At 72.7% G+C, this 12660-nt stretch carries 11 protein-coding genes; 5 read left to right on the forward strand and 6 right to left on the reverse strand.

The window, feature by feature from the left end:
• Positions 1 to 139 precede the first annotated feature (139 nt).
• The 4 genes from AC156L_RS41635 to AC156L_RS41650 all read left to right on the forward strand — a co-directional run bounded on the left by AC156L_RS41635 (position 140) and on the right by AC156L_RS41650 (position 3705).
• A complete protein-coding gene (locus AC156L_RS41635) occupies positions 140 to 808 on the forward strand; it encodes a hypothetical protein (protein WP_330877807.1) in 669 nt (222 codons plus the stop codon).
• Positions 809 to 1245: 437 nt separating this feature from the next.
• Positions 1246 to 1851, forward strand: a complete 606-nt coding sequence (locus AC156L_RS41640; protein WP_330877806.1) for a TetR/AcrR family transcriptional regulator — start codon at positions 1246 to 1248, stop codon at positions 1849 to 1851.
• 36 nt (positions 1852 to 1887) lie between these two features.
• Positions 1888 to 3270: a dihydrolipoyl dehydrogenase family protein gene (locus AC156L_RS41645; RefSeq protein ID WP_330877805.1), complete on the forward strand. Its 1383-nt coding sequence runs from the start codon at positions 1888 to 1890 to the stop codon at positions 3268 to 3270.
• Between the two features lie 51 nt (positions 3271 to 3321).
• Entirely contained in the window at positions 3322 to 3705 is a 384-nt protein-coding gene (locus tag AC156L_RS41650) for a hypothetical protein (protein WP_484407833.1), read from the forward strand.
• A 4-nt stretch (positions 3706 to 3709) separates the two neighbouring features.
• On the opposite strand, the gene AC156L_RS41655 is transcribed toward AC156L_RS41650, so the two are convergent.
• Entirely contained in the window at positions 3710 to 4996 is a 1287-nt protein-coding gene (locus AC156L_RS41655; RefSeq protein ID WP_330877803.1) for a hypothetical protein, read from the reverse strand.
• A gap of 428 nt (positions 4997 to 5424) precedes the next feature.
• Between AC156L_RS41655 and AC156L_RS41660 the strand changes: the two genes are divergently transcribed.
• Entirely contained in the window at positions 5425 to 5928 is a 504-nt protein-coding gene (locus AC156L_RS41660) for a DUF3145 domain-containing protein (protein ID WP_330877802.1), read from the forward strand.
• Positions 5929 to 6021: 93 nt separating this feature from the next.
• Here the strand turns inward: AC156L_RS41660 and AC156L_RS41665 are convergent, their stop codons facing one another.
• The 5 genes from AC156L_RS41665 to lanKC all read right to left on the reverse strand — a co-directional run bounded on the left by AC156L_RS41665 (position 6022) and on the right by lanKC (position 12501).
• Entirely contained in the window at positions 6022 to 7743 is a 1722-nt protein-coding gene (locus AC156L_RS41665) for an ATP-binding cassette domain-containing protein (protein ID WP_414719969.1), read from the reverse strand.
• A 49-nt stretch (positions 7744 to 7792) separates the two neighbouring features.
• Complete coding sequence (locus AC156L_RS41670; protein ID WP_330877801.1) at positions 7793 to 7942, reverse strand: hypothetical protein; 150 nt, start codon at positions 7940 to 7942, stop codon at positions 7793 to 7795.
• Positions 7942 to 9567: an ABC transporter ATP-binding protein gene (locus AC156L_RS41675; RefSeq protein ID WP_330877800.1), complete on the reverse strand. Its 1626-nt coding sequence runs from the start codon at positions 9565 to 9567 to the stop codon at positions 7942 to 7944. Before AC156L_RS41675 ends, AC156L_RS41670 begins: the two co-directional genes overlap by 1 nt.
• Positions 9568 to 9721: 154 nt before the next feature.
• A complete protein-coding gene (locus tag AC156L_RS41680) occupies positions 9722 to 9883 on the reverse strand; it encodes a SapB/AmfS family lanthipeptide (protein WP_330877799.1) in 162 nt (53 codons plus the stop codon).
• 68 nt (positions 9884 to 9951) lie between these two features.
• The gene (gene lanKC / locus AC156L_RS41685) at positions 9952 to 12501 is read right to left on the reverse strand and encodes a class III lanthionine synthetase LanKC (RefSeq protein WP_330877798.1); all 2550 of its coding nucleotides are present in this window, start codon (positions 12499 to 12501) and stop codon (positions 9952 to 9954) included.
• Positions 12502 to 12660: the final 159 nt, after the last annotated feature.

Consider the following 12660-nt stretch of genomic DNA (forward strand, 5'->3'; position numbering starts at 1 on the left):
TGGTCGGACCGTTCGCCTGACCCGGCACGCGCCTCCCCACGGCACGGCGCGTGACCGGACTCCCCCTGACGAGCGGTACCGCCTGAGCAGCGGGGTGAATGGGTATTGCGGGCCACGGGTTCGCGGCACTCTGGGATCGGTGAGGGATCAGCGTCGGGAGTTCGTGCGCCTGTGCCGCTGCGTGGTGTCCGGACCGCGGTGGCAGGTGGTGGTCGCCGTCGTGGTGTCCGCGTGGACCTTCACCTGGATCGTGGGGCAGGTCGGGAGTTCGCCCGTCTCGCCGCTGGCCGTGCTGCGGGCACCGGTCGACTGGGCCGGGATTCCGAGTGGGTGGGTGGACGCCGTCGGTGGGTGGGTGCGGGCCCGGCGTGGTGTGCTGGCCGGGCTGGCGGTCGTGGCCGGGCTGCTGTGGGCGGTGACCACCGAGCGCGGGCGGTTGGCGGCGCCCGGCGGGTGGCTCGCGGTGCTGGTGGCGGCCGAGGCGATCGGGTACGCGGCCGCGGTGCACCGGGCGCTCCTGACGCTGGCCGTGGTGATCGCGGTGTTCGCGCTGCTGTCGCTGCTGGGGCGGCGGACGTTCGTGGTCGACCGGATCGCGCTGCTGCCGCGCGGGGTGCTGCACGCGAGCGCGACGGCGGTGACGCTGTCGGCGGTGCTGCCGCTGCTGGCCCCCGGCCTGCTCGTCGCGGGTCTGGTGCGGCCGTACGTGACGCGCCCGCCACGCCCGGACCCGACCGGCGCGCGGATCCCGCGGCAGCGGGTCGACAGCGGCGGCGAGAGGCGTGCGGAGGCCGGTTCCACCGCCTGACGACACCTACTCAGACGGATGTCCGGGGCCTCTCAGGACGCCACGCTCACCCGTTCGAGCGAGACGGTGACGTTTCGTAATACGTAGGTCATCGCCATCCGCTTTCGCTCGTGCCTCCGAAAGGAGCCGATTGAGTGAACGGATCATTCTTGTTCACCCCCACTAAAGACGCCCCAAACGAGCGATGTCCGATGAGGATACGGGTTGATTTCTATCGATTTGGAACGCGCATGTGCAGGTGGCGACGGGTGCGGACCTCCCGAGTAATGCGATAATGGCTCATGGTTGACCTCGCGCGAGTTAATCGCCAGTCGGCCAGGTGGAAATGCGGCAACCCGAGCTGAGTTCGACGTTACTCGTGCCAGTCACACTGGTCCGTAACACTTAAGGATGCACACGTGCCTGACAATCCCTCCAGAGGACGACTCGCCAGAGTCATGCGTCGGCAGCCGGTCCAGCAGCGGGGCGCGGCCACCGTCACCGCGATACTGGACGCCTGCTCGACGCTGCTCAACGAGCAGGACTACGACGACATCACCACCGCCCGGATCGTCGAGATGGCAGGCGTTCCGATCGGCTCCTTCTACCAGTACTTCCCGGACAAGAGGTCCGTCGTGCACGCGCTCGCCCTGCGCGGCATGGAGCAGTACCTGGCCGAGGTCGACGTGCTGTTCGAGGACGGCACGCTGTCGGAGGACTGGCGCAAGGCCATGGGCCAGGTCGTCGGCGTCTACATGCGGATGCTGGTCGACGTGCCCGGCTTCGGGCGGATCCGGTTCAGCGACCTGCTCGACGGGCACCGGCTCGACTCCAGCGTCGACCAGTACGAGCTGATGGCCGAACGGCTGGCCGAGCTGTTCGTGGAGAGGTTCGGCGCGCCCGGCGACGGGCCGGTGCGGCTGACGTTCCGGATGGCCGCCCAGACCGCGGACAGCCTGTTCACCCTGGCCTCCCAGCTCTCCGGCGACGACCGGTTCCACGTGCTCCGCAAGGCCGACCAGGTGATCTCCACGATGCTCGCCGAGGTCCTCGACCCGAGCTGACTTGCCCCGGCGGACGGGGTGGTGTGGGCTTGTCCGGTGACGAGCGACGAGTTCGACGTGATCGTGATCGGCGGCGGCCCGGTGGGCGAGAACGCCGCGGGGCGGACCGCTGCCGGAGGCCTGCGGACCGCGCTGGTGGAAGCGGAGCGCTTCGGCGGTGAGTGCTCCTACTGGGCGTGCATGCCGAGCAAGGCGCTGCTGCGCCCCGGCCACGCCCTCGCGGCGGCCAAGCGCCTGCCGGGGGTGCCGGTCGGCGACCGGCTGGACGCCGCGGCCGTGCTGGCCCGCCGCGACGGGTTCACCTCGCACTGGGACGACGCGGGCCAGGTCCAGTGGGCCGAGGGCGCGGGGATCGTGCCGATCCGCGGCCGGGGTGTCGTGACCGGTGAGCGCGAGGTCACCGTCGACGGCCGCGTGCTGACCGCTCGCCGCGCCGTGGTGCTCGCGACCGGCAGCGTGCCGCGCGTGCCGTCGTTGAGCGGCCTGTCCGAGGTGCCGCACTGGGGATCGCGCGAGGCGACGTCCGCGCACGAGGTGCCCGAGTCGCTGGTCGTGCTCGGCGGCGGCGTGGTCGGCGTCGAGATGGCGCAGGCGTGGGCCAGGCTCGGGTCGCGGGTCACGCTGGTGATCTCGCAGGACCGGCCGCTGCCCAAGTTCGAGGACTTCGTCGGCGAGTACGTCGCCGACGGGCTGCGCGAGGACGGCGTGACGATCCGCGCGAGCGCGAAGACCGCCTCGGTGTCCGCGGTGGAGGGCGGGGTCGAGCTGGTGCTGGCCGACGGCACCTCGATCGTGGGCGAGCACCTGCTGGTCGCCACCGGCCGCGAGCCCGCCACCCGCGACCTCGGGCTGGAGGCCTTCGGCCTGGAGGCGGGCAGGGCGCTGCCCGTCGACGACACCGGCCGGGTGTCCGGGGTGGACTGGCTGTACGGCTGCGGCGACGTGACCGGCCGGGCTCTGCTGACGCACCAGGGCAAGTACGCCGCCCGCGCGGTCGGCACGGCGATCCTGGCCGACGCCCGCGACCCCGAGCTGTGGTCGGCCTCCGCCGCCACCGCCGACCACACCGCCGTCCCGCAGGTCGTGTTCACCGACCCCGAGGTCGGGTTCGTCGGCCGCACGGCGGAGCAGGCCCGCGCCGCCGGGCTCGACGTGCGGGTCGTCGACGTGGACATCGCCGTCGCCGGGTCGTCGCTGCACGCGGACGGGTACCGGGGCAAGGCGCGCATGGTCGTGGACGAGGGCACGCGGACCCTCGTCGGCGTCACGTTCGTCGGGCCGGACGTGGCCGAGATGGTGCACGCCGCGACCGTGGCGATCGTGGGCGAGGTGACCGTGGACCGGCTCTGGCACGCGGTTCCGTCGTACCCGACGATCAGCGAGGTCTGGCTGCGACTGCTGGAGGCCTACGGCCTGTAACGGAACGGTGCGCGCGCTAGGCCGTTCGAGGCGGTTATCTAAGCTGGAGCAGTGACCAGGGGCGTGGTGATCACTGCGGGTGCGGCTGTCCTCTGGTGCGCCTTCGTGATCGCGACGACGTTCCGGCACGCGCCGCCGCTGCCCGCCGTCGCCGTGTACGTCCCCGCCGTCCTGGTGCTGCCCGTCGTGCTGCACACGCTGTGGCGGGCCAGCAAGGACGCCCTGCTGGCCGTGGCGCTGGTGCCGCGGCCCTGGGTCGTGGGCGGGGCCGTCGCGGCCGTGGCGGGGTGGTTGTTCGCCAGTGGCGCGGTGCACGGGGTGCCGGGAACGGAGCGGCTGGGGGCCGTCGCGGGCGTGGTCCTGGTGCTGCACGCGGTGTTCGGGTTGATCGCCGCCGGACTGGTGAAGGTGGACGAGAACCCGCACCTGCGGTGAGCGCCTACTGGCCCGCGGGCAGGCGGAGCGCGCGTTCCGCCGCCTTCACCAGCTCCGGGTCGGTCGCGGTCGAGTCGCCCTCCGCCCACACGGCCTGGGCCAGCAGGACCCGCGTGTTCTTGACCGTGCTGGCGAAGGCCGAGCGGTCGAAGGACCTCGGGCCGTTCGGCCACGCCCTGCCCTCCTTGAGGAGGGTGGTGATGCCGCCCGAGCCCGCCGTGGCCACGACACCGTGCAGCTCCTGCGCGCTGAGCGCGTCCGGCAGGGCCACCTCGGCCAGCGCCACCCCCACGCGGCGGTCACCGACCTTCGTCTCGTACTGGGCGCGGTGCAGGGCGGTGCAGCTGTGCTTCGACAGCCAGGCGCTGACGTCGCCGAAGGAGTGGGCCGCGCAGTCGGCGTCCCGGCCCGTGCCGCGCGGCGTGAAGTTCTCGCCGTCCACCACGACCGTCGTCGGCAGCGGTTCCGAGGTGGGCGGCGGCGCGGACTCGGGGGTGCTCCCCGACGTCGTCGCCACGACGATGCCGACCACGGCGAGCAGCACCACCAGCCCGGCCGCCGCGTAGGGCAGCAGCTTCGGTGCCTTCGCCGCCGCCCGCTCCGGCGTGCCCCGCGTCGGGAGCTTCGGCAGCAGCATGGTGCTGGCCGAGGCCAGGTCGCTCGTCACCGCGTCGGCGAAGCCCTCCGCCAGCAGTTCGCGGGTGGTGGGCGGGTTGCCGGTGGGGGACAGGACGGCCAGCAGCTTCGCCGCGTGGTCGACCGAGCAGGGCCGGTCGCTGGTCGCCAGCTCGCGCACCGCCGCCAGCAGCGAGGTGGGCTTGGGGTGCAGGACGCGCACGCCGCGGTTCAGGTCGACGGTCGGCTGCGTGACGTGGTCGACGTACGGGCCGACGGCGACGACCGTGGTGACGGGCAGCGGTTCGGCGCGCATCTCCTGGATCCGCCTGCCCACGGCCAGCGCGGCCTCCAGCGCCTCCGCGGCGGGGCTCACCGCGCCGTCCTGGCGGACCAGGGGCCAGCCGTCGATCCTCCACTGGCCCGAGAGCGGGGCCTCCAGGCGCACGGCCGGGTCCGGGAGGTCCACGCCGACGACCACGACGACGCCGCGCGGCAGGACGACGACCGCGTCCACCGCCTTGGGACTGCCGGGGGGCTGCACCCCCAGCAGCGCCACACCACCCAGCACGGCGTCCCCGGCACCCCACGTGCTCAGGGCCGCGCGCACGTCCGCGCCGACCTCCGTCGGAACGCTCCCAAGCCTGATCAGCCGCACGAGATCACCCAGTTCCACACGGTCGGACACGGTAGCCCCGGGAGGGGGCGGTGGGCAGGCAGGCTCACGGCTGTCACGTTCAGTGATGGTCATCACGGATTCCACTCGACTGATCGCCGAGCTGATATCCGTCGAGTGACGGCCGCCGCGGTGTGTAGCGACCGTCACGCGCGTTCGTCCGCTTCGCGGCCCGTCGATCATCGGATGATCACGTGAAGATCACGCGTTGATCTCGGGTTTTGTCCCAACGGTTCATTATTTGGGCCGTCTGCACGCACTTTAGGGCCGAAAGTCCTGTATCCACCCCGGCCGGGTGGTGTTCGCGCTGGTTCTTCTGGCGGACAGCACCGGCAGCAGGCAGAATGGCGCCAGCGGGAATTCACTTGATCGTCCGTTCCGACAGGTCGTAGGGGAAGACGTCCCTCGTCGAGTAGCGGAGGTCAGCTGTGAGCACCCGTGGCAGCACCAGTGGCGTGGTCTACGTCCACTCGTCGCCGTCTGCGGTCTGTCCGCACGTCGAGTGGGCTATCTCGGGCACCCTCGGTGAGCGAGTGGACCTCAGGTGGGCGGCGCAGCCCGCGGCGCCAGGTCAGTTGCGCGCCGAATGCGCTTGGACCGGCGACGCCGGGACGGGCGGAAGACTCGTGTCCGCGTTGCGGGCGTGGCCGATGCTCCGATTCGAGGTGACGGAGGACCCGAGCGACGGCGTGGACGGCGAGCGTTTTTGCTTCGCCCCCGTGCTGGGCCTGTGGCACGCGCGAACCAGTGCCAACGGCGACATCGTGGTGTCCGAGGACCAACTCCGCGCGCTCGCCCTGCGCAGCCGCGGCGGCGAGTCCTTCGCGCACGGCGTCGACGAACTGCTCGGCGCCGCGTGGGACGACGCGCTGGAGCCCTTCCGCCGCGCCGGGGACGGCGCGCCGGTCACCTGGCTGCACCGCGTTGGCTGATCATCGTCGGCGAACGGGAACCCCCGTGGTGACGCGGGGGTTCCCGTCGTTCGACGTCGTGAGGAATTGTCGAGCACGACTCGGAACCAGCCGCTAGCGCGAAGGCCGGACGCTTTCGGCCGGTAGCCACGCCTGCATGAGCTCGGCGTACGCGGGCGAGGAGCGCACCAGGTCGTCGTGGTCGCCGAGCAGCGGCGGGCCGCCGTCCATCACCAGGACCCGCTTGGCGCGCAACGCCGACGAGAGCCGGTGCGCGATCACCACGAGGATCCCCCCGCGCTCCGCGAACGCCCGCTCCACCGTCGCCTCGGCGGCCGGGTCCAGGTGCGAGGTGGCCTCGTCCAGGATCACCAGCGTCGCCGGGCACGCGTAGACCCTGGCCACGGCGAGCAGCTGCGCCTCGCCCGCCGACAGCCCCGCACCCGCGTGCCCGAGGCCCGCGTCCAGCCCGCCGATCCGCTCCACCAGCTCGGACGCGCCCACGGCGGCGACGGCCGCCAGCAGCTCCGCGTCCGACGCGTCCGGCGTGAACAGCGCCAGGTTCTCCCGCAGCGTCCCGGTGAACAGGTAGGTCTCCTGCGGGATCAGCGCGATGCGCCGGTGCCGCTCCGCGGGCCGCACCAGGTGCACCGGCACGCCACCGAGCGTCACGGAGCCCGACCGCGGCGGCATCAGCCCGGTCAGCAGGCCCGCCACGGTCGACTTGCCGATCCCGCTGGGCCCCACCACGGCCAGGTGGTCGCCGGGCACCAGGTCGAGGTCCAGGTCCCGCACGACCGGTTCGGCGTGCTCGCCCCAGCCGAACGTCAGCCCGCGCATCGCCACGGCGTGCCCGGCGGGCACCTCGTCACCCGCGGGGGGCGCGGGCGGCGGCGCGGCCTCGGACAGCCTGCGCAGCGCGACCAGCAGCCGCAGCACCACGGTGCTGGTCGTGTCCGCCAGCCTGCGCAGCGCGGGCTGCACGCTGGTGCTCAGGTAGACCACGGCGCCGAGCACCGCGCCCGCCGTGAGCTGCCCGGACGCCACCTTGGCGGGCGCCGCCAGCACGAGCAGGGCCAGCGGCGCGAACCCGCCGACCGCGATCACCAGCCCGCGCAGCGCGTTCGCCCACGCCACCCGCACGGCCACCTCGGCCTGCCGGTCGATCTTCGCGCCGACCTCGGCGCCCGCGTCCGCGGTGGCGTCGCAGGCGACGACGTCGCGGATGCCGACGAGCACCGCGCCCGCCGCCTCCGCGCTGTTCTCGTCAGCCATCACCTGGTCCCGCTGCCTGCGCGCGAGCGACGGCAGCAGCAGCGCGAACAGCGCCAGCGCGATGACGACCGGCGACACCACCAGCCACGCGAGGTCCGCCACCGCGGTCACCAGGCCGACCAGCGCCGCCGTCGTCGTGACCAGCAGCGCGCGGGCCTGCACCAGCACGCCCGCCGTCGCGTCCCGCACCACCTCGACGTGCCGGGTGATCCGCGCGACCGCGCTCGCGTCCGGCTGCCGCCGGTGCGACGCGCCGCCGTGCAGCACGCCGCGCACCACGACCCGGACCAGCGCGTCCCGCATCGGCTCGATCACCGAGCCGAGGTGCCGGAACACCTGCCGCAGGCCGAACCCGCCGAGCACCGCCACCGCCGCGAACACCAGCAGCCAGCCCACGCCGACCAGCGGTCGGCCCGCCGCGAAGCCGCGGTCCACCGCGAGCGCCACCAGCCGTCCCGACAGGAACGCGGGCACGCCCTCCAGCACCGACCAGCCGAGCAGGACCAGCACGCCCCTCCGCTGACCCGCCAGCGCCCCGAGGTACAGCCGCATCACGTCCACCGGACGTCACCTCCGCGCGGGGGGACGAACCGCACCGGAACCGGCGGGGTCACCGGGCACCGCCTCGGGGGCGGACGGCGCGCCGGTCGCGGACCGGGCGCGGCGTCCCCGCGCGGGCGCGCAGGCCCTGGAGCAGCAACCGGGCGTCCGGCCAGTGGGCGGGGCGGGCGTCGACGGGGGGTGGTTCGAGCGCGTCCATCAAGCGTCTCCTCCGGTGAACACGGCCCGGTAACCCGGATCCAGCCACAGCGCCTCGTGCGAACCGGTCGCGTGCACCCGGCCGTCCACCAGCCACACCACGAGGTCGGCGCGGCGGGCGGTGGCGGCGCGGTGGGTGACGACGACCTTCGTGCGACCCGGCAGCGCGGCCTCGATCGCCCGGTCGACGGTCGCCTCGGTGACCATGTCCAGGCTGGCCGTCGCGTCGTCGAGCACCAGCACGTCCGGGTCGCGGATGAGGGCCCGCGCCAGGCCGAGGCGCTGGGCCTCGCCGCCGGACAGCGGCGTGTCGGACACGGGGGTGTCGTAGCCGTCGGGCAGCCGCACGACCACGTCGTGCACCTGCGCGGCGACGCAGGCCGCGCGCACCCGGCGCCTGCCCGCGTCGGCGCCGTAGCGGACGGCCTCGCCGACCGTGGCGCCCAGCAGCGCGGGCCGCTCGAACGCGTACCCGACCGTCCCGTCGCGGCGCACCTCACCCGAGTCCGGTGTGGACAGTCCGCCGATGACGGACGCCAGCGCGGACTTCCCCGCGCCGGACCGGCCGACGACGGCGGTGAACGTGCCCGCGGGGATCCGCAGGTGCACGCCGTGCAGCGCGCCGTCGAGCGACACGTCGTGCAGTTCGAGGTCTCCGGGGCGCGCGGGCGGGTTCGTGGCGCCGCGGCTCGGCAGCGGCGTGTCGAGGACCTCCACCAGCCTGGTCGCGCTGGCACGGGTGCGGGCCAGGGTCGTCAGCATCGGCAGCTGGCCCACGATCCCCATGCCCAGGGCCACGTACCCCAGCGTCGCGAGCAGGTCGCCGACGGTCAGCCTGCCCGCGACCACGCCGAAACCCGCTGCGGTCAGCACGGCCAGCTCCACGGCCGGCAGCAGCAGCCCGGCCCGCCAGATCATCTTCGCCTGGGTGCGCCACATGCCGATCCCGGCGGCGGCGAGCGTCGGGAGTGGACGCAGCACCCGCTCCGACTCCTGCTCGGCGGTGCCGGAGGCGGCGATCGTGCGCAGGCCGGAGACGGCGTCGAGCAGCCGGGCGGACAGGTCACCCGACACGGTCTGGTAGGTGGCGACGTCGTCGGCCGTCAGCCGCATGTGCGTGCGCACCAGGAGCATCGCCAGCGGAACGCTGAGCAGGAACACCGCGGCGAGCCGCCAGTCCATCAGGGCCAGTGCGACGACGGCGCCGACGGAGCTGAGCGCGGTCACGGTCAGGGAGATCACGATCACCGAGATGCCGCCCGCGATGGCGGAGTCCCCGGTGACGCGGCTGACCGCGTCACCCGCGGCGAACGGTGACGGGTGGCCGAGCCCGAGCAGGTGGGCGGCGACGCGGTGGCGCAACCGGGCGGTGGCCCTCGCGGTGATCGCCGCGGCCAGCACGACGCCGATCGCGTCGCCGACGACCTCGATCGACACCATCGAGACCAGCCACAGCACGGTGGAGGAGTCGAGCCGCCCCGCCAGAGCCATGTCCACGGTGCTCGCCAGCGCGGCGGGCAGCAGCAGGCTCGCGGTGGTGGCCAGAGCGGCGTTCAGCACCAGCAGCAACCAGCGGCGGTCGTGGTTCGCGGCTTCGACCAGAAGCGCGTCGCCCGGTTGGGCCATGGCTGTTCCCTCCGGAGACGGGTGGGCGCATCATGGGGAAAGGGCCCGACGGCAGACGGACCGATTCGTGGTCGGTCGCTGCCATCGGACCCTTGTGTCACCGGGTGAGCGGCACACTTCGCTTGTGCCGCTCACCCAACCTCTCGGGCGAGACCTAGCAGAGGATCAGGCTCGCGGAGGAGTGGCTGCAGGGGAGCAGCAGGCTGGCGCTCGAGGCCGTCGTGCTGCCGCCGCCACCGCCACCGCCGCCGGTCGCCATCGCGTTGGACGTCGTCTCGGGGGTCTCGAGCTCCTGCATGTCGAGGATGAATCCCATTGTCTTACTCCTCAGTCAGCGAACTACTCGGGGTTTACTGCTCCACCAGCCACTCGGGGCCGGGGGTTCTAGGGGGTGGACGCGGCTCCGAGGAACGGGAGGACCGATCCGTCTCCGTCCACCACGGACGCCAGCGCCAACAGGATTCCGGCGCCGCCGGTGTTGAGGTCCATCGACAGCCTGCGCAGCTGCATCCCAGGGAACGCCAGACCGTCCCGGTAGGGCACGGCGTGCCACGCGAGCGCGGCCAGGTGTCGTCGCATCGCCTGCTCGAACACCGGGTCGGGCTGCCGCCGCACGGCCTGGGCGAGCGTCGCGAGCAGACCCATCCGGCCGAGGACCAGGCCGGGGTGGATCACGAACTCGCCCGCGGCGCCGCGCAGCAGGTCGGGGAGTCGGGTGACGCTCTCCGCGTCGGGTGCGTGCCGGGCGTACTCGTTGAGCACCATCGCGATGCCCGCGCCGCCGACCTCGACGTAGGGGAGCGTGCGGTAGCCGCCGTCGCGCACCTGCGTCGAACCGTCGAGCGCGACCATGCACTCCGCCAGGTCGCGGTCCAGCGCCTGCCCGGCCAGGTCGAGCCAGGAGCGGTCGCCGCTGTGCTCGAACAGCCGCAGGAACAGCAGTGCGGGCCCGGACCAGCCGTGCAGCAGACCGGCCTTCGCCTTGGGGCCGGGGGGTTCCGCGAACTGGAGCTCGTGGCCGAGGCGGTCGGCGATGTCGACCGCCTGGGTGAGGAAGTCGTCGTCGTGGCGGACGTTCGCGAAGTGCAGCAGGTTCAGCGCGACACCGGACAGGCCGCTGCCGAGTCCGTGGTCCACCGTGCCCGGCAGCGTCTTCGCGTACTCGGTGACCAGGTCGGTCGCCAGGTCGTGGTGGCCGAAGTTCTCCAGCACGTGGGCGATGCCGTGCGCGCCGGTGAAGAAACCGGGCTGCTTCGGCGGATCGCGCCGCACGGAGTCCTGGAGCCACTGCTCGTACTCGGGGAAGCGGCCCTGCCCGCTGACGTGCAGCGCGTGCAGCACACCGGCCGCGCCGTAGGCGAAGCACGCGCCGCCGACCTCGAACTGCTCGATGTCGCCGGGGAACAACCGGTCGGTGCGGTCGGGTGTGGCGCTGGCCAGGATGGCGGTCGCGATGTCCTTGCGCACCGCGCGCCAGTCCGGCTCCGGCTCGTCGAGCGTCGTCCGCTCCGGCGCGGGCGGGACCTCGACGCGGGGGGTGAGCACCGCCGCGATCCGCTCGCAGTACTCGTCGGACAGCCCGAACCGGCGCTGGATGAAGTCGAGGTGGGACCTCAGCCGCGAGGGTGCCAGCTCCAGCACCTCGTTGAGCGGCAGGAACAGCCACAGCCGCAGCGCGGCGAGCGGGTACTCGTCGATCTCGACGCCCTCGCGGTCCGGCGGGGCCTGGAAGCCGGGCGCGCCGAGCGTGGGCCTGCGGGGCTCGTCCACGTGGAACGACAGCTCGAAGTCGATCAGCGACATCCGGTCGTCCTCGTCGAGCAGGACGTTGAGCGAGTGCAGGTCGGAGAACACCACCCCGCGCTCGTGCAGCGCGTGGACGGTCCGCTCGACCTTGTCGAGCACGGCGAGCGCCCTCGTCCGGTACTCGGCGATCCGCTCGTCGCTGATCTCGTTGTGCGTCAACGGGTAGTGCATGCCGAGCCACTGCCCGAGCGATCTGCCCGGCATGTACTCCATCGCCAGGAAGTGGTGCTCCCACACGGTGAACCGGTCGTACACCCTGGGAACGCCCGCGATCCCGTCCAGCCTGGACAGGATCGCGAACTCGCGGTCCAGCCTGGCGACCGCGTCGACGTTGTCGCGGTCGAGGCCGGCGTGGGGTCTCGCCTCCTTCAGCACGACCTCGGCGCCGTCGGACCTGCGGGTCGCGAGGTAGACGCCGCCGCCGTTGGAGAAGTGCAGCGAGCGCACCACGTCGTAGGGGAACTCGTCCGGGTCGCCGCCGTTGCGGGCGGCGAGGTGCGGCACCAGGAACGGCGGCAGCTCGACCCACTCGGGCACCCAGAAGTTCGGCTTGCGCTGGTCGGGGACCAGCTCGCCGTCCGGGCCCTCGATCGCGAGGACCTGCTTGCCGTCCTTCTCCAGCCACTGCTCGACGAACCCGCCGTAGCGGACGTAGAGCGGGCCCGCGCCGTAGCGGAGGTCGCTGAGGATGTAGGCGCCCTGCTCCCCGTCCAGCAGCGCGGACAGCTCCACCAGGACGCGCTCCAGCTCGACCTCGTCGGCCGGGTAGATCGCGATCAGCTTGCCGCTGGCCTCGCGGGGGGCGTACTTGGAGTTGCGCGCCAGCACGATCGACTGGGTCCGCAGGTACTTGAACGAGATCCGGTGCTCGACGCAGTAGTCGTAGGTGGTCTTCAGGACGCGGCCCGCGTTGGCCACGGTGGCCGACACGTGGATCTTCCAGCCCTGCTTGGCCAGCACCGCGCCCTTGGGGTGCAGGTGCCGCCAGATGTTCTTCTCGCCCTGCGACCAGCCCTCCGGCAGCTCGGGGAGCTCGCGGGAGAAATCGTCGGCGGAGGTTTCCGCGTGGCTTTGCACGTCGTAGAAGTGACGATCCGCGAAGCAGTAAGCCTCATAGCGGAGATCCACTGGAATTACCTCCCCTGGCGTGTTGAGCGGCGCGCCCCGAACTGGTGGGCGATGTGCTTGTCGTCAATGCGACGGCCATATTTCCGCACAGTTTGCGGAGAGTTTCCAAGCCGCCACACGGGCGATGCAGGTTGGCCCGTTAGTGGGTCAAAAAATGGT

The sequence above is a fragment of the Umezawaea sp. genome (assembly GCF_057122925.1).